This is a genomic window from Paraburkholderia sp. OAS925, assembly GCF_040543975.1.
GTDB lineage: Bacteria > Pseudomonadota > Gammaproteobacteria > Burkholderiales > Burkholderiaceae > Paraburkholderia > Paraburkholderia graminis.
The window spans coordinates 4,162,110-4,181,626 of the sequence record NZ_JBEUNO010000001.1 but is presented as its reverse complement, the minus strand read 5'-3'; the positions used below and the strand labels follow the sequence as shown (position 1 = coordinate 4,181,626).

Here is a 19,517-nt window from a genome sequence, read left to right as displayed (position 1 = left end):
AGAAGGTGACCCGGCTTTTTAACGTGCGGTTTCTGCGTGCCTTAGTGCCTTAAATTGCGCAGAGACTAGCTACTTCCGATAACGCGCCAACGTCAGCCCGTCCAGATCGATCTCCGGTTCGCGCTGCGTGATCAGATCCGCAACCACACGCGCCGAGCCCATCGACATCGCCCAGCCCGTCGAGCCGTGGCCGAGGTTGAGCCACAGGTTGCCGATGCCCGAAGGTCCGAGCAACGGTGCGCCGTCGGGCGTCATCGGGCGGCGGCCGACCCAGAAATGCGCGGACGTCGGCGCCGCGGCGTGCGGAAACCAGTCGGCCAGCACTTTCATCAGCGTCTGCAACGCCTGCTCGCGCAGCGTCGCGTCGCGGTTGCCGAGTTCCGCCGTGCCGGCCACCCGCAGGTTATCGCCGAAACGCGTGATCGCCGTCTTCAGCGATTCGTCCATGAGCGCGGCGCGCGGGGCCTTTTCGTCGTCGATCACAGGCAGCGTCGCCGAATAGCCTTTCACCGGATAGAGCGGCACCTTCACGCCAAGCGGCGCGAGCAACGCCGCACTGTCGACGCCCAATGCCACGACCACGCCGTCGGCCGGCACCGTCTCCGCGCCGCGCTCGCTTTCGACACGCACCGCGCGCACGACGCCGCCTTCCACGTCGAGCGATGTCACGCGCGTGTCGAAGCGAAAGCGCACGCCATGACGTTCGCAGATGGCGCGCAGTTCACGCGTGAAGCGGGCGCAGTCGCCGGCTTCGTCGTCGGGAAGATGGACGCCGGACACCGGCGTCGCGCGTGCCCAGCGCAGGCCCGGCTCGATGTCGACGCATTGCGCGGCGCTCACTTCCCGATAAGCGATGCCCGCGTCGCGCAGCACCGCGAGCGCCGGCTGTGCGAGTTCGACGTCGTACTCGCTGCGAAAGAGCTGCAGATAGCCCTGGCTGCGGCCGTAATCGAACGGATGACGGCTGCGGAATTCGCGCAGACACTCGCGGCTGTAGTAAGCGATGCGCTGCATCCGCTGCTTGTTGACGCGAAAGCGCTCGAGCTCGCATTCGCGCAGCCAGCGCGCGATCCAGCGCCATTGAGCCGGGTCCAGCGTCGGCCGGAAAATCAGTGGCGAAGCGGGCTTGAACAGGTACTTGAGAATCTTGGCCGGCATGCCGGGCGCGGCCCACGGCGTCACATAGCCGGGCGCGATCACGCCCGCGTTGCCGAAGCTCGTGGCGAGCGCGACGTCCGGCTCGCGTTCGATCAGCGTCACCTCGCAGCCTTGCTGGCGCAGGTAGAAGGCGGTGGCGACGCCGATCACGCCGCCTCCGAGAACAATCGTTTTCATGTGCTGTTATCAGGCAAATCAGCGGCAACGTCGGGTCGCGATCTCAGGTCGCAACTCAGGCCGCCATGTCATGCAGCAGGATGCGCCGCGCCGAGCACCTTGCCCTTCGTCTCAGGCAGGCACAAAGCGGCGACGATCACGAGCAGATAACCCGAACCGGCGACAATCCCCATTGCCTTCACGAGCGACATGCCCTGCGAAAGCGTACCGACGAGAATCGGAAAGAACGAGCCGAAGCCGCGCCCCAGGTTGTAGCAGAAGCCCTGGCCCGATCCGCGAATCGCGTTCGGATACAGCTCCGACAGATACGCGCCCACGCCGGCGAAAATCCCTTGCACGACGATGCCGAGCGGAAAGCCGAGCGCGAGCATCATGCCGTCGGTGATCGGCAGCATCGTGTAGATCATGCCGAGCACGAACGAGCCGATCGCGAACAGGATGAACGACGCGCGCCGGCCGATCTTGTCGCACAGAATCGCGCCGACGATATAACCGGTGAACGAGCCGACAATCAGCACGATCAGATAGCCGCTCGTGTTGAACACCGACAGATGGCGCACGGTCTTCAGATAGGTCGGCAGCCACGTCGTAATCGCGTAATAGCCGCCGAGCATGCCGGTGCATAACGCGCTGCCGAGCAGCGTCGTGCGCAGATGAGGCAGCGAGAAAATCTGCAGGAAATGCGCGGTCTCCAGGCCGCTGTCGCGCGCACGGCGCGTCTCGAGATAAATGTCCGGGTCGCTCACGTTGCGGCGAATGTAGATGATCCACGCCGCGGGCAGGAGGCCGATCCAGAAACAGGCGCGCCACGCGACTTGCTCCGGCAGCAACGCAAAGAACGCCCAATAGACGATGGCCGCGGCCGCCCAGCCGAACGACCAGCTGCTCTGAACGGTCCCGACGGCTTTCGCTCGATGCTGCGGCGAGCGTATCGTCTCGGCCATCATGATTGTGACCACTGACCATTCACCGCCGAAGCCGATGCCTTGCAGCGTGCGTGTCGCGAGCAGTTGCCAGAACGAATGCGTGAAGCCGGACAGAAACGTGAACAGCGCGAAAGTCGCGATGGTCCATTGCAGCACGCGGATGCGGCCGTAGCGGTCGGCCAGAATGCCGGCGAGCCATCCGCCGAGCGCCGATGAAATCAGCGAACTCGTCGCGATCATGCCCGCTTCGCTTTTGCTCATGCCCCACGTCGCGATCAGCGTTGGAATCAGGAACGAGTAGATCATGAAGTCGAACGCGTCGACCGCGTAGCCGCCGAAACCCGCGTAGAGCGTGCGGCGTTCCCGCTGCGTCAATTCGGTGAACCATTGGAGAGAAGGCATGTTTGTTGTGTTCTCCTGGGCTTTTCTTGTGTGCGTGCGGCTCGAGGGGAGGTCTTTGTATTCTACGGGGCGAGGCGTCGTGCGGTCACTTGTGGTCAAAATTGGCAGCAGACGGTAAGCAGGGAGTAAGCAGCCGACAGGAGACGAAATGCCTGGGAGAATGGCTTAAGAAGCGCTTTTTCGCGCGTGATTGCAGCGGGCATATCGGAAGCGCGCGCGGCACGGGCAAAGACCAAGCTGACCGTTGCTTACGAACTAATACGTCGTAACCAAAAAAATATTGGAAACGTTAAACTGCGCCCGCAGCGCTCAGGCTGCACTTTTTTTACTCACCTCGCGCATGACACATCAGATCGCCTAATGCCCGCCACCGCGAAAACCTGTCCGGCAACTCGCCGCCACCTTGTTCCCCCGGCCATGCCCGCGCACTCGCTGGCGGCATGCGCGTCGCGACGGACGTTCCTGAAGCGCTCCGCCAGCGTGCTGCTGGTGTCCGGCGTGGGCAGCTCGCTGCTTTCCGCATGCGGCGGCGGCCTCGGCGACGAGCAGAGCGACACGCCGCGGCTTGCATCGGTGGACAATTTCCGCGATGTCGCGGGCGCTGCGGCCGGCTATCCGACCGTCGACGGCAAGAAGATGCGGCGCGGCCTCTTTTTCCGCGCGAATGTGCTGACGCTGAGCGTGGCCGATCAGACGGAAATGGAGCGGCTCGGCATTGCGAGCGTCTACGATTTGCGCACGCCGGGCGAAGTCGAGCGCACCGCCGACATGCTGCCGCACGGCGCGGTTTCGCAAACGCTCGATGTGCTCGGTGTGCGCGACTTCACGCCGCCGCCTTTCGATTCAGCCGCTGGCGCGACCGCGTTCATGGAGTCGCAGGCGCGCGACTATGTGACCGGCGCGGCGCAGCGGGCGAACTTCGGCGCGCTGCTGCGCCAGCTCGCGGACGGCACGGGCCCGCAGCTCTTTCATTCCAACGCGGGTAAGGATCGCGCCGGCTGGGTCGCGGCGCTGCTGCAGAGCATTGCGAATGTGCCGCTCGACGTGATCATGCAGGACTATCTGCTGAGCAATGTCTACCGCGCGCAGGCCATCAGGTCGCTGAAGGAAACATTGCGCGCGCAGGACGGCGACGCGCTCGCCGCGATTCAGGAACCGTTGCTTGGCGTGCAGGAAAGTTTTCTGCAGGCTGGCTTCGATCAGGTGCAGACGAGCTACGGCACGATGACGCGCTATCTGACTGACGGGCTTGGCGTATCGGAGGCGGCTATCGAGAGCTTGCGGAGCCGGCTGGTTGTTTGATGTGGCGGCGAGGGAGCGGGTTAGGCGCGTGGGCCGAGCGGGCTAGCTGAAAACAGCGGCTGAAGATGCGCGCCAAACGCGCGGGCCGAACGCGCCGGCCGAACACGCAGGTCAAACACGCAGGCCGAACACGCAGGCCGAACAGGCAGGCCGAACACGCAGGCCGAACACGCAGGCCGAACACGCAGGCCAAACACGCAGGCCAAACACGCAGTCAAAAAAAATCCGCCCCGGATACGCGGGCGGACTGAGAAGGGCGGCATCGAGGTTGCCGGGGCCAACTATAAGGCCCGCGGTCATGCGTTAGCCGATGCGGTAAGGCAGCGTAAGCGCGCGCCTTGCGCCGCGCCGCGCAGTGCGATCACGACCGCTACCGCTACCACGAGCCCACCTGTCATGTCGATGTCGACGCAGGCACCGCCACCACCCCCACCGGCAACTCAATACACACTTCCAGCCCACCCTCGGCGTGATTGCGCACGTGGCAACGTCCGCCGCGATCGTGCGCGAGCCGTGCGACGATCGCGAGACCGAGACCGCAATGGCCTTCGCCGCCGCGCGCGGCGTCGAGCCTCACGAACGGTTTCATCGCGGCGGCAATGCGGTCGTCGGGAATGCCCGCGCCATGATCCCGCACGCTGATGACCCAATGTCCGTCGCTGCGCGCGGTGCGGATATCGACGGGCGGCGCGCCATGTTCGAGTGCGTTATCGACGAGGTTGGTCGCCAGCCGATCGAGCAGCGTGCGCGGCAACGTGAACGACGGGCCGGCACGCAGATCCAGCGCGAACAGCCGGGCTTCGCCGCCCGCGTCCTGCGAGCCCGAGCCATCGACGGCGCTGTCAATCACACTGTCACCCACACCATCACTATCCGAAAACTGCTCGCGCAAGAATTCGTCGACCTGAACCGGCGGACCGGCATCGGCGGATTGACCGGCGAACTCCAGAAACTGCTGGACGATGTTAGTCAGCGAATCGACATCGCGAATCAGCCCGGCACGCTCGCTTTCCGCGACCAGCACGCTCGCGCGCAGCTTCAGGCGCGTGAGCGGCGCTTTCAGGTCGTGCGCGACGCCGGCGAGCATGACCGCCTGGTCGTCGCCGGCCTCGTTCAGGCGCCGCATCATGTCGTTGAACGAGCCAATCAGCTCGCGCAGTTCGCGCGGGCCTTGCACGGTCACCGGTTCCGGTCGGCCCGCCCGAACCGAAGACGCGCGCGGCGTCGGCGACGCGCGACAGCGGACGCTGCATCTGCCACACCGCGAACAGCGACAGGATCAACGCGGCGGCCAGCATCGAAATGGCTTCGATCAGAAAGCGCGGCGGCGGCGGCAGATCGACCGGCAGCACGACCCAGTTCGACTTGCCCGGAAACAGCACCCACAGTTGCGGCGGACGCAGATCGTCGACGGCAATCTGGGTGCCTGGCGGAAGCGTCTCACGCAGATGCTGCGTCAACTGAACAACCAGGTGCTCGGTGGGTTCGCGCAGATGGACGCTCGGCGGCATGTTCCAGGTCGGAACCAGATGCACGCGCATGGCCGGCGCGAGCGCGGCGCCCTTGATCGGCTCGCCGTTGATGGCCTGCAGCGCCAGCACGACGCCGCGCGCAAAGCCGTCGATCTCATGGCGCGGCGGCTGCATCACCACCAGCACGAACCAGCCGGCCTGAATCGCCAACAGCACCGCCGTCGAAAGCAACGCCATTCTGCCGAACAGCGTGTTCAGCGGGTTTCTCATGCGTTCGAGGCGGCCTCGTCGGAGAACGGTGTGCCGTCGGCGTCGGGTACGAAAACGTAGCCCTTGCCGCGCACGGTTTGCACGTAGCACGGATTGGACGGATCGTCCTCGATCACGCGCCGCAGTCGCCAGATCGGCACGTCGAGGCTGCGATCGCGGAAGGCGAGGTTGTCGCGGTGCACGAGGTCGTGAATCAGCACACGCGATAACACCTTGTACGGGTTGTTGACGAAGATCTTCAGTAGCGCGAACTCACTGTCGCGCAACGGCAGCTTCGTATCGGCGCGCGACAGCGAGCGTGTGGCGAAGTCCAGTTCGAACGGGCCGAACCTGTACGGCTTGCGGGCTTCCGGCGCGCTCGTGGTCGACGGCCCGCGGCGCCGCAGCACCGTGTGGATGCGCGCGAGCAGTTCGCGCGGATCGAAGGGCTTGGTCAGATAGTCGTCCGCGCCGAGCGATAGCCCGACGATGCGGTCGGCCACCGTGCCGCGCGCCGTCACGAAGATCACCGGAATGTCGTCGCCGGCGGCGCGCAGCGCGGTGAGCGCGCGCAGGCCGTCGGTGTTCGGCATCATGATGTCGAGCACGACGACCGACGGCCGTTCGCGCTCGAGCCGGCGCTGGAGATGGGTGCCGTCATGCAGCACCGACGCGTCAAAGCCGTTCGACTGCAAGAACTTGCAAAGCAGATCGCGTACGACCGGATCGTCGTCGACGATAAGGACCTGTGGATTCATGGCGAAATTCTAGACCGGCGCGCGCGACGCGCGGCCGACTGTTTTCTTACCAATGCTTACCCGATGCGGTGCGAGTTTTTCGGCGCGATTCTGGCGCAATTGGGCGCAATGTTCGCACACGCGAGCGTAAGGCCCGTCAACCAAGGTTCACAGCATATTTCAGCACTGCCGCTTCTGGCAACGCGGGCGCGCGTGCGGGCCTCGCATTCGATGTGCGCACGCGGTATTTCTCGAAACAGTTTGCGCACAACGGCAAGTGCCGGAAAGCACTCGCAACGCGTCGTAAGCACCGTCGAAAAGCGCGCTTTTCTTCGTGCATCGGCGAGGCGTGGGCGGCGAGATGATTCGTCCTGCGATACGTCGCGCCGCACGCCGGCAGAGCTTCAGGCTCTCATCCGGCGCACGCGGTGCGCGACCGACATCTTGCCAAACCCAGCCCAACCAGCGCCATGCGAGGCTCATCATGACTGTTCCCAGCAACCTCAATTCCACCCATTTTTCTTCGATTGCGCCCACCAAGGCGACGGAAAAGCCGGCGTCCAACGGCAGTTCCGCAGCGACAAGCGGGAGCGGCAGCGGCAACGCGCAAGCCAAGGGCTCGGCGACTCAGCCGCAGCCGCAGCCGTCGGTGCCCGCGGGCCTCGTCGGCCATCACGTCAACACGACCGCCTGACGTACCGAGGCGCGCGTGTCGACATCAATAATTTCCGGGCGCGTCGTGCGCGCCGCTGCGTGGCTCGCGCTCGGCGCGGCGCTGTTGCCGCTCGACGGCTGCGCCGTTGCCGCGCTGCCTTGCCGGCTGACCTCGGCGACGCTGAAGATCATCCCGGTCGTCGGCCATGCGGCGGCCACGCCGTTCGACATCTGCTCATCCGCGATCGATTGAAACATGAGACCACAACGGATTGCCTGCGCGCTGGCGCTGCTGTGCGGCACATTCTCGCTGACCGTGCCGGCGCAGCCGGCGGCGCGCGATGCGGGCGCCGCAGCTTCGGCGCCGGCATCGAAGGACGCATTCGCCGACGCCCGCCGACGCGCGCAGGACACGCCATTCGCATTCCGCGGCATTGCGCTCGGCATCACGCTCGATGAATTCCGCGCCGGTTCGAAAGTGCGTGCGACGCCGGTCGGCAGCGTGCCGGTCTGCGAGACGGACGTGCAGGCGGGCGCGCTCGGCATGCGGCTGAAGTCGCACGAGAGTCTGACCGTCGCGTGCCGCTGGGCGCATCGCGACGATAACGGTTGGGCGCTGTCGCAAGCGGTCGTCGACGGTGCGCCGGCGGCCGAGCATGTGCTGCGTTTCGCGCGCATGGAAGGGCAAAGCGCGCTGCGGCTCTACGAGATTTCCTTCGTGATCGACGAAGTCACCGCCGAAGATCTGCGCGACGCGCTCGCGGACCGCTACGGCCCGCCGCGTCATGCGACGCGGAACGTGTCGTCGCCGGGCGCGCTGCCGGTCTACGTGTGGGAAAACGCGGTCAGTTCGATCACGTTGTGTTTCCTGCCGGGCACGCGCAACGGCACGCTCACTTATCTGCTGAAGGGGTCGGACGCGTGGGTGAAGTCCGTCGTGCGGCAGTGGCAGGCGAGCGATGCAGAAGCCGGTTGATGCAGCGGCGCCGATGCGCGGATCAGCACCATTCAGCGAGGGAGTAAACCCGATGCCTACGCTACGTTTTTCCGTCGCGCTATGCGCGGCGGCATGTGTGTCCGCTTGCGCGAGCGGACAGAGGTCGATTGTCGAAACACCGATGGCGCCGCCGCTCGTGTCCGCGCCGCTGAACGTCAACACGCAGGGCGCGATCTATCAGGCGGGCACGCTGATGGTGCTGTACGAGACGCCGCGCGCGCAACACATCGGCGACGTGCTGACGATCCGTCTGTCCGAGTCGTATAGCGGGAACAACAGTTCGACGGCGGCCGCGAGCCGGGCGAGCAGCATCACCGCCGATGCCGCCGATAAATCGACGGGCGCCGCCGCGCGGCTCGCGAGGCTCTTCAACATCGGCTCGGCCAGCACCGAATTCAAAGGACAAGGCAGTCTCACCGACGCGAGCGCGATGACCGGCACGCTCGCCGTGACCGTGATCGGCACGATGCCGACCGGCAACCTGGTCGTGTCGGGCGAAAAGGTGATTTCGATGGGCGGCAACCGCGACCGCTTGCGGCTGTCAGGCGTGGTGAATCCTAAGGATATCGAAACAGGCAACTATGTCGCGTCGAGTAAGGTCGCGAATGCGCGCATCGAGCAGGCCGGCGCCGGCATGATCTCCGACGCGACGACGATGGGCTGGCTGCAGAGAATGTTTTTGAGCGTGCTGACTTTCTGAGGCGTCGTCAACGAACGCGCTCACTGCGCAGCCGCGCCCGCTCCGCGCTCGGCCGCGCCGATCTCGCCGTCCGGCACGAACACATAGCCGCGTCCCCACACCGTTTGCACATAGCGCGGCTCGGACGGATCGACCTCGATCAGCCGACGCAAACGCCAGATCGACACATCCAGACTGCGGTTGCGATGCGTCTCGCTATTGCCGTGCAGTTTTTCGAGCAGTTGCGCGCGCGTGAGCACGGTCATCGCGTGAGTGACGAACACTTTCAGCATCGCGAATTCGCTTGAGCGCAGCGTGATGCGTTCGCCGTCGCGGCGCAATTCGCGCGCCGGGAAATTCACCTCGAAGCGGCCGAAGCGATACGGCGCGCGTTGTTCGGGCGCGCTCGGCGCAATCGAGCCGCGCCGGCGCAGCACCGTGCGAATCCGCGCGACGAGTTCGCTCGGTTCGAACGGCTTGCCGAGATAATCGTCCGCGCCGAGTTCGAGACCGATCACACGGTCGATCGGATCGGCGCGTGCGGTCAGCAGAATCACGGGGATATCGTCGCCCGCCACGCGCAGCGCGCGCAGCGCACTGATGCCGTCGAGCTCGGGCATCATGATGTCGAGCACGACCAGCGCGGGACGCTCGTCCTGAAGCTTGCGCTGCAGCGCCATGCCATGTTCGAGCGTGGCAACCTTGAAGCCGCGCCCTTCGAGATACTGGCTGACGAGCTCACGTACGACGGGGTCGTCGTCGACGACCAGAATGGATTGGTTCATTCAGGTCATCTTAGTGATCCGCGCGCGCGCAGCAAAGCGGCTAACGCTTTCCAATCCTTTCTCGCGTAAGAGAAAGCAACCGGCATGCGGCTAGTTGACCTGCGAGGTCTGAATCGTCTGCCGTGTTTCGCGGCCGAAATCGGTCCGGTCGATCACCATCTTGTCGATCAATCCATTGAGTTTGGTCGACGCCGACGAGAAGCGGTCGCTGTTCAGGCCGCCCGTCTGGTAGCGCGCGGTGACGAGAATGCGGCCACTCTGCACGAGCGTCAAATCGATGACCGACAGATACTGGATCGCGTCGTCGCTGAACGAGCGGCGGCCGTAGTCGATCGCCGCGTTATAGACGAGGCGCGCCTCGCAGCCGGCGGGCGAGGTGCCGGGATTGTAGACATCCGAACGAATGCCGCGGCGATCGAGCGCGAGTTGCAGCGCCGGCACGAAATCGCCGACCGACACAGCAGTGTTCACCTCGATGCAAACATGCCGCACATCCGCGGGACGGCCGCTCACGAAGGTCGGCGACGAATAGTTCGCGGCGATGGCGTAGCCGGCCTGGATCACGGAGCCGGTGGCGTCGGCTGCCTGGATCAGCGTCCACGCGCAGCCGTTCAGTCCGACCGTCAGCGTCGTACAGGCGACGAACCGCGCGCTCGGCCGCCGCAACCTGACCCAGGCCGCGCGAGGGGCTCGCGTCAAAGCGTTAGCGCGTGTGGTGGTCAGGAAGGTCATCAAGCGGAGCCAAATGCGAGAAAGGCAAGCCATGCGGATCGGCTGAGCGAAGCGAAATGCGGCGGAACGCGCATCGTCCTCGACGTGTCTGCATTCAGCGCGCGACGCGCAGCCGCAACTCGTTTTGCCCTTGCACGCTCGCAGTGACATTCACGCGCCGCTCGGCGGTCGTCACGATGAAATGCTGGCGCGTCGGCGTGTTCACGTCATGCACGACGTTCGGAAAGCACGCGGCGATGTCGGCGCCGATTTCCTCGAGCGGATCGTTGACGACACCGTCGGCTTGCCAGTGCGCGCGCCAGTGGCAGTCGTACGCGTGCGCGTTGGCGCGGCAGTCTTCGGCGCTCGCGACGCCCGGCAGTTGCGCGGCCGGTTGCGTGTGCAATTGCTTGTAGTCGGATGCTTCGACGATGTGCCTGAGCGCGGGGCACACGTCGGCGGGTTCGTTCGGCGGCGTGGTTTGCGCGGCATGAGCAAGATGAGCGGCACTTCCGAGCAGCACGGCCGCGGAGAGAGCAAGGCCGAGCCGGTGAATCGAAGGATAAGAGCGGCGATCGAATGACATGAGCGAGAGTCCGTTAGCAGTGGATGGCGTGCGGGCCGCAGGGGACGGCGCGCACGACTATCGTCGCTGTTTCGGGCTCGTTTCAAAGGGCTGAAAAGCTTGCCCGCTTCGCAAATGCTTTCGAGGTGTTCTCGCGTGTTTCGGGATCTTGCCGCGGCTCGCGCGAATGTGAGTACGGGTGCGAGTGCGTTGGCGAACGGCGCGCGGCGGTGTGAATCAGCCGAGCGTCAGTCCGCCGTCGACGTGAATCACCTGGCCGGTGATGTGACGCGCTTCGTCGGAAAGCAGGAAGGCGATCAGCGCGGCAATGTCGGCGGGCTCGGCGATGTGGCCGAGCGGTGTCGATTCCGCGGCACGCGTCCACACGGCGGCGTTATCGGCGCTCGGTCCGCGGTCCTTGCGCGTATAGCCGGGCGCGACGCAATTCACGGTCACGCCATGCGGCGCGAGTTCGGCGGCTGCGGTTTTCGCGAGCGACTCGAGCGCCGCCTTGGCCGCGGCGGTCGCGGCAAACGGCGTATCCGCGCGATAACGATGCGCGACGAACGAACTCAGCGCGATCACGCGGCCGCGCTTCGAGGTTTCCAACGCAGGCGTCGCGCGCTTCACGAGCGCCGCGAAGGCGGCGGGCATCGCGGCGAATGCGGCGCCGAGCACATCGGAATCGAGCGTCTGGAGCGTCTGGCGCTGCGCATGCCCTGCGTTCGCGACCAGTTGATCGAGTGCGCCGAAGTTCGCGAGCGTTTGATGCACCACATGTTCCGCGGCGCCGCGCTCGGCGAGATCGCCCGTCACCGTTGCGCAGGCCGCGCCGTTCGCGCTGCAATCGGCGGCAACCTGCGTGAGACGCTCGCGCGACTCGCGCTCGGCGCCGCGTGCGTGCAGCATCAGCGCGGTGCGCGGCGCGGCGATCCGCCGGGCCAGCGCCGCGCCGATGCCGGAACCCGCGCCGGTGATCAGCACGACGCGATCAAAGCCCGCACTGGCTTCGCTCGCTGCGGCGCTCTCCGGGTTCATGCCGCGACCGCTTCGCCGGCGCGCTCGACTTCGAGCGTTTCGTCATGGAACGCCGCCAGCGATTCGCGATGCGCGACGCTGACGATGGCCGCCTTCGGCAGCCGCTCGGTGAAGAGGCGATAAAGACGCGCTTCGTTCTCGGCATCGAGCGCGCTCGTCGCTTCGTCGAGAAACAGATAGTCGGGCTTGTGCAGCAGCACGCGCGCGGCGGCGAGGCGCTGTTGCTCGCCCGGCGAGAGCACGCGCGTCCAGTGCGCGGATTCCTGCAAACGGTCCGCGTATTGCGACAAGTGGCAGACGACGAGCGCCTCGCGGCATTCGTCGTCCGTATACGTGTCGGCCGCCGACGGATACGCGAGCGCCGCCTTCAGCGTGCCGATCGGCATGTAGCTCACTTGCGGAATGAACATCATGCGGGCGTTGACGGGCGCATCGATCGCACCATCGCCGAACGGCCACAAGCCGGCGAGCGCGCGCATCAGCGTGCTCTTGCCCGAGCCGGACGGCCCGCGCACGAGCCAGCGCGAGCCCGGATGAATCACGATGTCGCGGATGCGCGAGAGCGGGCTGCCGTTCGGAAGCGCGAGCTGGAGGCCGTCGGTGGAGAGCTTGTCGGCGTCGACGAAATGCAGGTTGATGCCGCCGTGCGCGGTGGCCGGCGAGACGGATTCCTTCAGACGCGGCGCATGCACGACCCGCTTGAATTCGCGCAGACGGTTGACCGTGGCGCGCCATTCGACCAGCGTCGAGTAACTGTTGATGAACCACGAGAACGAATCGCTGACCGTGTTGAATGCGCTGGAGATTTGCATCAGCACACCGAACGTGAAGGCGCCCGCGAAATAACGCGGCGCGGCGACGACGAGCGGAAAGATGATCGCGATCTGACCGTAGAAGCTCAGCACGAAGGTGAGCCGCTTCGTGTACTTCATGACCTGCCACCAGTTATCGCGGATGCGGCCGAACAGCGAATGGGCGTTCGTCTTCTCCGTGTCCATGCCGTTGTAGAACGCGATCTGCTCGGCGTTCTCGCGCAGACGGATCAGGCCGAAACGGAAATCGGCCTCGACTTTCTGCGCTTGATAGTTGATCGGCACGAGCGGATGACCGACTTTCTGGATCACGAGCGAGCCGACCACTGCGTACAGCGCGGCTGCCCACACCATGTAGCCGGGAATCTGCAGCGGCACGCCGCCGAGCGTGATGGTCAGCGCGCCGGCCAGCGCCCACAGGATCGTGATAAACGAGACGAGCGTGACGACCGTGGACAGCAGATCGAGCGTGAGCGACAGCGTGGTCGTGGCGAACGACTGCAGGTCGTCGCTGATCCGCTGGTCTGGGTTGTCGGCGAGGCGGTCGCGCTCGATCCGGTAAAACGCGCTGTCGTGCAGCCACTCGTTCAGATAGCGCGTGGTCAGCCACTGACGCCAGCGAAAGCCGAGCATCTGGCGCATATAGCGTCCGTACACCGCGAGGATGATGTAGCCGAACGCGAGCCCGGAAAAGATCATCAGCAGATGCGGGAAGTCGCGTACGTTCTTGGTTTGCAGCGCGTTATAGAAGTCGGCGCTCCAGCGGTTCAGGCGGACGTTGATCCATACCACCGCGAGGTTCATCGCAATGATCGCGATGAGCATCCCCCACGCCGTCTTTTTTTCTTCCGACACCCAGTAAGGCTTGATGAGGCTCCATGCGGAGACTTTCTCGTCGGGCGGCAGCGCGGGGCTGACAGAAGTATTCGTTGTCATGAGCGTCCTGGGAGTGCTGTTCGATTCGGGCCGGTCCACGCGGGCCGACCCCTCGCGGGTCTTCGTATCTGTCGTGTCTTGTCTGTGCATATCTGCGCGGTCACGGCGGCTGACGGCCGGGCGCCGCGGCGACTGCCGATTCTGGCGCGAAGCCCTTAAGCGAAAATTAATTCGCGGCGCCGGCGCGAAGCCGGCAGTCATTGCTGCCGCCTCTGCGCGAGCACCGCCGCGACATAACCGCCGACCGTTCGCGCGATGCCGCGTTTTCCGCGTCATCTCTCGTGGCATTGTGCCAGAGCGCTGGGCCGCTCATCCGGCTAAAGCGTAAGGCGCAAAAGGTGGTGCCGGATCAAGCCGCGTGCGCCGCGATGCGCCGCTCGTTTGCGAGCGCCGCGCCTTTTATGGTCTAATGACCTTCGACGAAACAGGGGTGCTTTGCACTTGAGCGGCGTGATTCTCACGCTGCGGCTGCGAGGCTGAGAGAGACCCTTTGCACCCGATCCGGGTAATACCGGCGCGGGAAGTTTCCGGAAGCAGCCAGTCTTCCATTCCCCGCCGGGCGGCGTACTTCATTGGAGTACGCATGTTGCCTGGCCGGCCTTGCCCGCCGGTTTCGTCCTGGGTACGCGCTTTTTGTCGGCCGTACGGAAAGGACTCGATGACCGCCTATTGTTCAGTTATGTGTTTTGCTCCTTGTCGCGCCGTTCTTGACGCGCGCTGCATTGCTTTTGTCCGTCGTATCGAAGCGGAGCGCGCACGATGAGCCGCGCCGCACAACCCGATTTCGCTGTGCTCGGCGGCGGTCTGTGCGGGCGCCTCGTCGCGTGGCGGCTCGCCGGAGAAGGACATCGCGTGGCGCTTTATGAGCGCGGCGACGCCGACGGCTCGCAGGCTGCCGCGTGGGTCGCGGCCGCCATGCTCGCGCCGCTTGCCGAAGCCGCCAGCGCCGAACTTCTGATTACGCGTCTCGGCGCCGCATCGCTCGAAACCTGGCCGCAAGTGCTGGCCGGGCTGCCCGAGCCGGTGTTTTTCCAGCGCAATGGCACGCTCGTCGTCTGGCATCACGCGGATCGGACTGAGGCGCCGCTGTTCGAAAGACGCGTGCGCTCGAACGCGCCGGCCGAACTGCTGGACGGCGGCTTTGTCACGCTGGCCGGCGCGCAACTCGGTGCGGCCGAGCCTGCGCTCGCGGGGCGCTTCAATCAGGGCTGGCTGCTGCCGCGCGAAGGTCAACTGGACAACCGCCAGGTGCTGCGTGCGTTGGCGGCGGGTCTTGCGCAACGCGGTGTGGAAACGCACTGGAATACGCCCGTGCTCGATGGGGCGCTGCCGCCTGCGCGCATCACCATCGACTGCCGCGGCCTCGGCGCGAAACCCGTGCTGCCGACGCTGCGCGGCATCCGCGGCGAAGTCGCGCGCGTGCACGCGCCCGGCATTAATCTGACGCGGCCGGTGCGGCTGCTGCATCCCCGTTATCCGCTCTACATCGCGCCGAAGCAGGACGATTTGTATGTGATCGGCGCCACCGAGGTGGAAGGCGAGGACATGTCGCCCGTCAGCGTGCGATCCGCGCTGGAGCTGCTGAGCGCGGCGTTTTCCGTGCATCCGGGCTTCGGCGAGGCGCGCATTCTCGAACTGAATTCGCAGTGCCGTCCGACCTTGCCCGATCATCGGCCGGCGCTGTTGTGGGACGGCGCGCAGACGCTGCGCGTGAACGGGCTGTACCGGCACGGCTACATGATCGTGCCCGAGGTCGCCGACGAAGCCGCGCGCTTCGCGGCGGCGCTGCTGGACGGACGCATCGGCGACGCCGACGCGTTCGCGGACTGGCGGCGCGCCGCGCGCTGGAGCGAACTGTTCCACGAGCAGCGCGCGCGGGAGCCCGCATGAGCGCCGGCCGCCGGCGCGACGCTGCGAACGCCTGCGCAATTGCCATCGACTGAACCGTATTCGAACACCATGGACATTCATATCAATCAGAAGCCGTTGTCGCTGCCCGAAGGCGCGACTGTCGCCGATGCGCTCGCCGCGTACGGCGCGCGGCCGCCGTTCGCCGTCGCGCTGAACGGCGATTTCGTCGCGCGCACGCAGCATGCGGCGCGCGCATTGCAGCCGGGCGACAAGCTGGACGTCGTGCAGCCCGTGGCCGGCGGTTGAGCGCGTTGCCGCGCCAAACCAAGCCAGCCGTTCACGCAATCGCAGACGAGCGAACACGACCACGCACGACCACGCACGATCACGAGCAATCGCCGCCCGCCCCGCCTTGCCGGAGACCAGATGATGCAAATGACTTCCCCCCAAACCGCCGACGCGCTCACGCTCTACGGCCAACCCTTCGCGAGCCGGGTGCTGCTTGGCACGTCGCGCTATCCGTCGCTGCAATCGCTGTCCGATTCGATCGACGCCGCGCGCCCCGGCATGGTGACCGTCGCGCTGCGCCGGCAGATGAACGAAGGCGGCGCCGAAGCCGGCTTCTTCGATCTGCTCAAGCGCCACGGCGTGCCGCTTTTGCCGAACACGGCAGGTTGCCTGACCGTCGGCGAGGCGGTGGCGACCGCGCACATGGCGCGCGAAATATTCGAAACCGAGTGGATCAAGCTCGAACTGATCGGCGACGACTACACGCTGCAGCCCGATCCGGTCGGCCTGATCGAGGCGGCGGCGAAGCTCGTCAAGGACGGCTTCAAGGTGCTGCCGTATTGCACCGAAGACCTGGTGATCGGCCGCCGTCTGCTGGACGCCGGCTGTGAGGCGCTGATGCCGTGGGGCGCGCCGATCGGCACCGGCAAGGGCGTGATCAATCCGTATGGCTTGCGAGTGCTGCGCGAGCGGCTGCCTGACGTGCCGCTGATCGTCGACGCCGGGCTCGGCGTGCCGTCGCACGCGGCCCAGGTGATGGAGTGGGGTTTCGACGGCGTGCTGCTGAACACGGCGGTGTCGCAGGCCACGCATCCCGACGCGATGGCGCGCGCGTTTGCGCTGGGCGTCGAAGCGGGCCGTCAGGCGTTTCTCGCCGGACCGATGGCCGAGCGCGAAAGTGCGCACGCGAGCACGCCGGTGGTCGGCATGCCGTTCTGGCATCAGGACGGGAGCGCCGCATGACGCAGACCCTGGCCCTGAAAGACCGCGACCTGTTCTGGCCGCCCGCCGACGAGCTCACCGAAGCGACCGAGCGCATCCGCGCCCGTCTCGGCGACTGGCCGCCCACGCACGCGCCGTGGCGCATCTGCCTGACCGCGCCGGATCAGCCGAATGGCGGCGATCTGATCGTGCTCGCCGATGCCGCGCGGCACGGCGAACAGATGGCGCGCTGGCTCGTGCAGGGTGCCGCGGTGGTCGAGGCCGCCGAGAACAAGGCGACGCTGCATCTCGGAGGCGAAAAGTACCGTCTGGAAGGCCATCTCGCGGAAGACTGGATTCCCGCGCTCGCCGCGTTCCTCGACTGCGGTTTCGATCCGCACGACGCGCTCGTGCTGGCGCTCGCGTGGCGCGACGGCGACGAAACCCGGACCAACGCCGCCGGCGACTCGTTCCCGTGCGATCTGGCTGCCTTTCCGCGTCTTGCCGGTTTGCCGCAAGCGCCGGCGCAGCCGTTCCCGCGCTGCCCCGAACGGCTCGGACTTTATCCGGTGCTGCCGAGCGCCGAGTGGGTCGAACGCGTGGTCGGCTACGGTGTGAAAACGGTGCAGTTGCGCCGCAAGTCCGCCCATCCCGCCGACGAACTTCAGCGCGAGATCGCCCGCTGCGTCGCGGCGGGAAAGCGGCACGACGCGCAGGTTTTCATCAACGATCACTGGCAGGTCGCGCTCGATGCGGGCGCCTACGGCGTGCACCTCGGCCAGGAAGACGTGCACACGGCGGATCTGGCGGCGCTGGCGGCGGCCGGCATCCGGCTCGGTCTGTCGACGCATGGCTTCTACGAAATTCTGAAGGCGCTGCACTTCCGCCCGAGCTATATCGCGTTGGGAGCGGTGTTCCCGACCACGACGAAAGTGATGCCGACCGCGCCGCAGGGCGTCAAGCGCCTCGCGCGCTACGTCCCGCTGCTGGACGGCGTCGTGCCGCTGGTGGCGATCGGCGGAATCGATTTGCAGGTGCTACCCGAGGTTCTCGCGACGGGCGTCGGTTGTGCGGCGGTGGTGCGCGCAGTCACCGAAGCGTCCGATCCGGCGGCCGCCGTTGCCGCACTGCAACAAGCTTTTACGCAATAATCGTCATGATTGGTTAAGGGACAGGGCGCCTCACGGCAACATTTGCATGATGGCCCTATAATTCGGCCTTCCGTGCAAAAGGATTGTCACTCAGTGTCTTCCCCATCCGAGACCTTACTCGAGCTGCGCGACGTCGACTTCGGTTACGGCGACCGGCTCGTCCTGTCGAACCTGAACCTGCGCTTTCCGCGCGGCCAGGTCGTCGCGGTCATGGGCGGTTCGGGTTGCGGCAAAACAACGGTGCTGCGGCTGATCGGCGGTCTGGTTCGCGCGCAGCGCGGCGAGATTCTGTTCCACGGCGAAAACGTCGGCGCGCAAACGCGCGACGGCCTGTACGCGCTGCGCCGCAAGATGGGCATGCTGTTCCAGTTCGGCGCGCTGTTCACGGACATGTCGGTGTTCGAAAACGTGGCCTTTGCGCTGCGCGAGCACACCGATCTCCCGGAGGAACTGATCCGCGATCTCGTGCTGATGAAGCTCAATGCGGTCGGCTTGCGCGGCGCGCGCGACCTGCTGCCGTCGGAGATTTCCGGCGGCATGGCGCGGCGCGTGGCGCTCGCGCGCGCCATCGCCCTCGACCCCGAACTGATGATGTACGACGAGCCGTTCGCCGGCCTCGACCCGATCTCGCTCGGCATCACCGCGAACCTGATTCGCGCGCTCAACCGGGCGCTCGGCGCGACGTCGATTCTGGTCACGCACGACGTGCCGGAGTCGTTCGCGATCGCGGACTACGTGTATTTCCTCGCCAACGGCGGCGTTCATGCCGAGGGCACGCCGGCGCAACTGCGCGCGTCGACTGATCCGACGGTGCGGCAGTTCATCGACGGCGCGCCGGACGGTCCGTTCAAATTCCACTATCCGAGCAGAACGCCGCTCGCGGCGGACTTCGGCGTCGTCGGAGGGCGGTCATGATCGGCACATTGATCTCCTCGGTCGGCCGCGTGGTGCTCGACGGGCTCGGCACGGCCGGCTACGCGACGCGTTTTTTTCTCCGGCTGCTGGTCGAATTTTTCCCGCTGCTGCGCCGTCCGCGGCTTGTCACGAAGCAGATCCACTTCGTAGGTAATTATTCGCTGGTGATCATTGCGGTGTCGGGGCTGTTCGTCGGCTTCGTGCTGGGCTTGCAGGGCTATTACACGCTCAATCGCTATGGTTCCGAGCAGGCGCTCGGGCTGCTGGTCGCGCTCTCGCTCGTGCGCGAACTCGGGCCGGTCGTCACGGCGCTGCTTTTCGCCGGCCGCGCGGGCACCTCGCTCACCGCGGAAATCGGCTTGATGAAAGCGGGCGAGCAGCTCACCGCGATGGAAATGATGGCGGTCGACCCGGTCAAGGTCGTGGTCGCGCCGCGTCTGTGGGCCGGCATTATCGCGATGCCGATTCTCGCGGCGATTTTCAGCGCGGTCGGTATCGCGGGCGGCTATGTGGTCGGCGTGCTGCTGATCGGCGTCGATGCCGGCGCGTTCTGGTCGCAGATGCAAGGCGGCGTGGACGTCTGGCGCGACGTTGGCGCGGGCGTCGTCAAAAGCGTGGTGTTCGGCCTTGCGGTGACGTTCGTGGCGCTCTTCCAGGGCTACGAAGCGCGGCCGACGCCCGAGGGCGTGTCGCGCGCCACGACGAAGACGGTCGTGTATGCGTCGCTCGCGGTGCTCGGCCTCGATTTTCTGCTGACCGCGCTGATGTTCAGTTAAGACTGCGTTGCCTGT

At 65.9% G+C, this 19,517-nt stretch carries 19 protein-coding genes, 1 pseudogene and 1 riboswitch; of the genes and pseudogenes, 11 read left to right on the top strand and 9 right to left on the bottom strand.

Translation table 11 applies throughout. From position 1 onward, the window contains the following. Positions 1 to 69: 69 nt before the first annotated feature. On the bottom strand, positions 70 to 1,335 hold the full coding sequence (locus ABIE53_RS18440) for a D-amino acid dehydrogenase (RefSeq protein ID WP_114156519.1): 1,266 nt from the start codon (positions 1,333 to 1,335) through the stop codon (positions 70 to 72). A 68-nt stretch (positions 1,336 to 1,403) separates the two neighbouring features. Next, positions 1,404 to 2,663, bottom strand: coding sequence for an MFS transporter (locus ABIE53_RS18435; RefSeq protein WP_006052254.1), 1,260 nt, complete (start codon positions 2,661 to 2,663; stop codon positions 1,404 to 1,406). A gap of 417 nt (positions 2,664 to 3,080) precedes the next feature. Between ABIE53_RS18435 and ABIE53_RS18430 the strand changes: the two genes are divergently transcribed. Beyond that, positions 3,081 to 3,965, top strand: coding sequence for a tyrosine-protein phosphatase (locus tag ABIE53_RS18430; protein ID WP_114156518.1), 885 nt, complete (start codon positions 3,081 to 3,083; stop codon positions 3,963 to 3,965). Between the two features lie 394 nt (positions 3,966 to 4,359). On the opposite strand, the pseudogene ABIE53_RS18425 reads toward ABIE53_RS18430, so the two are convergent. After that, positions 4,360 to 5,707 (bottom strand): annotated as a pseudogene (locus ABIE53_RS18425) (ATP-binding protein). Continuing rightward, positions 5,704 to 6,444, bottom strand: coding sequence for a response regulator (locus tag ABIE53_RS18420; protein WP_006052257.1), 741 nt, complete (start codon positions 6,442 to 6,444; stop codon positions 5,704 to 5,706). The pseudogene ABIE53_RS18425 and the gene ABIE53_RS18420 overlap by 4 nt, the downstream one beginning before the upstream one ends. 463 nt (positions 6,445 to 6,907) lie before the next feature. Between ABIE53_RS18420 and ABIE53_RS18415 the strand changes: the two genes are divergently transcribed. From ABIE53_RS18415 to ABIE53_RS18400, 4 genes are read left to right on the top strand one after another with little or no spacing between them, the layout of a single operon-like run. Next, positions 6,908 to 7,117, top strand: coding sequence for a hypothetical protein (locus ABIE53_RS18415; protein WP_006052258.1), 210 nt, complete (start codon positions 6,908 to 6,910; stop codon positions 7,115 to 7,117). Between the two features lie 45 nt (positions 7,118 to 7,162). Beyond that, positions 7,163 to 7,330 (top strand): DUF6726 family protein, encoded by a 168-nt coding sequence (locus tag ABIE53_RS18410; protein ID WP_321175810.1) that lies wholly within the window; start codon positions 7,163 to 7,165, stop codon positions 7,328 to 7,330. Positions 7,331 to 7,333: 3 nt separating this feature from the next. Further along, the gene (locus ABIE53_RS18405; RefSeq protein ID WP_006052260.1) at positions 7,334 to 8,053 is read left to right on the top strand and encodes a hypothetical protein; all 720 of its coding nucleotides are present in this window, start codon (positions 7,334 to 7,336) and stop codon (positions 8,051 to 8,053) included. 52 nt (positions 8,054 to 8,105) lie between these two features. Further along, positions 8,106 to 8,774, top strand: a complete 669-nt coding sequence (locus ABIE53_RS18400) for a flagellar basal body L-ring protein FlgH (protein WP_114156517.1) — start codon at positions 8,106 to 8,108, stop codon at positions 8,772 to 8,774. Between the two features lie 20 nt (positions 8,775 to 8,794). Here the strand turns inward: ABIE53_RS18400 and ABIE53_RS18395 are convergent, their stop codons facing one another. From ABIE53_RS18395 to ABIE53_RS18375, 5 genes are all read right to left on the bottom strand, one after another. Then, on the bottom strand, positions 8,795 to 9,538 hold the full coding sequence (locus tag ABIE53_RS18395) for a response regulator (RefSeq protein WP_053858810.1): 744 nt from the start codon (positions 9,536 to 9,538) through the stop codon (positions 8,795 to 8,797). 90 nt (positions 9,539 to 9,628) lie between these two features. Then, complete coding sequence (locus ABIE53_RS18390) at positions 9,629 to 10,270, bottom strand: hypothetical protein (RefSeq protein WP_029971271.1); 642 nt, start codon at positions 10,268 to 10,270, stop codon at positions 9,629 to 9,631. A 94-nt stretch (positions 10,271 to 10,364) separates the two neighbouring features. Then, positions 10,365 to 10,835: a hypothetical protein gene (locus tag ABIE53_RS18385; protein WP_006052265.1), complete on the bottom strand. Its 471-nt coding sequence runs from the start codon at positions 10,833 to 10,835 to the stop codon at positions 10,365 to 10,367. A gap of 216 nt (positions 10,836 to 11,051) precedes the next feature. Beyond that, positions 11,052 to 11,852 (bottom strand): SDR family NAD(P)-dependent oxidoreductase, encoded by an 801-nt coding sequence (locus ABIE53_RS18380; RefSeq protein WP_114156516.1) that lies wholly within the window; start codon positions 11,850 to 11,852, stop codon positions 11,052 to 11,054. After that, positions 11,849 to 13,600 (bottom strand): ABC transporter ATP-binding protein/permease, encoded by a 1,752-nt coding sequence (locus ABIE53_RS18375; protein ID WP_114156515.1) that lies wholly within the window; start codon positions 13,598 to 13,600, stop codon positions 11,849 to 11,851. Before ABIE53_RS18375 ends, ABIE53_RS18380 begins: the two co-directional genes overlap by 4 nt. A 416-nt stretch (positions 13,601 to 14,016) precedes the next feature. Continuing rightward, positions 14,017 to 14,140: riboswitch (TPP riboswitch) on the top strand. 219 nt (positions 14,141 to 14,359) lie between these two features. Between ABIE53_RS18375 and ABIE53_RS18370 the strand changes: the two genes are divergently transcribed. The 6 genes from ABIE53_RS18370 (at position 14,360) to mlaE (ending at position 19,502) form a co-directional block, all read left to right on the top strand. Next, positions 14,360 to 15,490 (top strand): FAD-dependent oxidoreductase, encoded by a 1,131-nt coding sequence (locus ABIE53_RS18370; RefSeq protein WP_006052268.1) that lies wholly within the window; start codon positions 14,360 to 14,362, stop codon positions 15,488 to 15,490. 69 nt (positions 15,491 to 15,559) lie between these two features. Then, positions 15,560 to 15,757, top strand: coding sequence for a sulfur carrier protein ThiS (gene thiS, locus ABIE53_RS18365; protein WP_006052269.1), 198 nt, complete (start codon positions 15,560 to 15,562; stop codon positions 15,755 to 15,757). A gap of 129 nt (positions 15,758 to 15,886) precedes the next feature. Then, positions 15,887 to 16,702 carry a thiazole synthase gene (locus ABIE53_RS18360; protein WP_029971276.1) on the top strand — a complete coding sequence of 272 codons (816 nt, stop codon included), beginning with the start codon at positions 15,887 to 15,889 and terminating at the stop codon, positions 16,700 to 16,702. After that, on the top strand, positions 16,699 to 17,811 hold the full coding sequence (thiE, locus tag ABIE53_RS18355) for a thiamine phosphate synthase (RefSeq protein WP_192700437.1): 1,113 nt from the start codon (positions 16,699 to 16,701) through the stop codon (positions 17,809 to 17,811). Before ABIE53_RS18360 ends, thiE begins: the two co-directional genes overlap by 4 nt. A gap of 93 nt (positions 17,812 to 17,904) precedes the next feature. Then, positions 17,905 to 18,726, top strand: a complete 822-nt coding sequence (locus ABIE53_RS18350) for an ABC transporter ATP-binding protein (protein ID WP_192700438.1) — start codon at positions 17,905 to 17,907, stop codon at positions 18,724 to 18,726. 8 nt (positions 18,727 to 18,734) lie between these two features. Further along, on the top strand, positions 18,735 to 19,502 hold the full coding sequence (gene mlaE / locus ABIE53_RS18345; protein WP_053859096.1) for a lipid asymmetry maintenance ABC transporter permease subunit MlaE: 768 nt from the start codon (positions 18,735 to 18,737) through the stop codon (positions 19,500 to 19,502). The last annotated feature ends 15 nt before the right edge of the window (positions 19,503 to 19,517 follow it).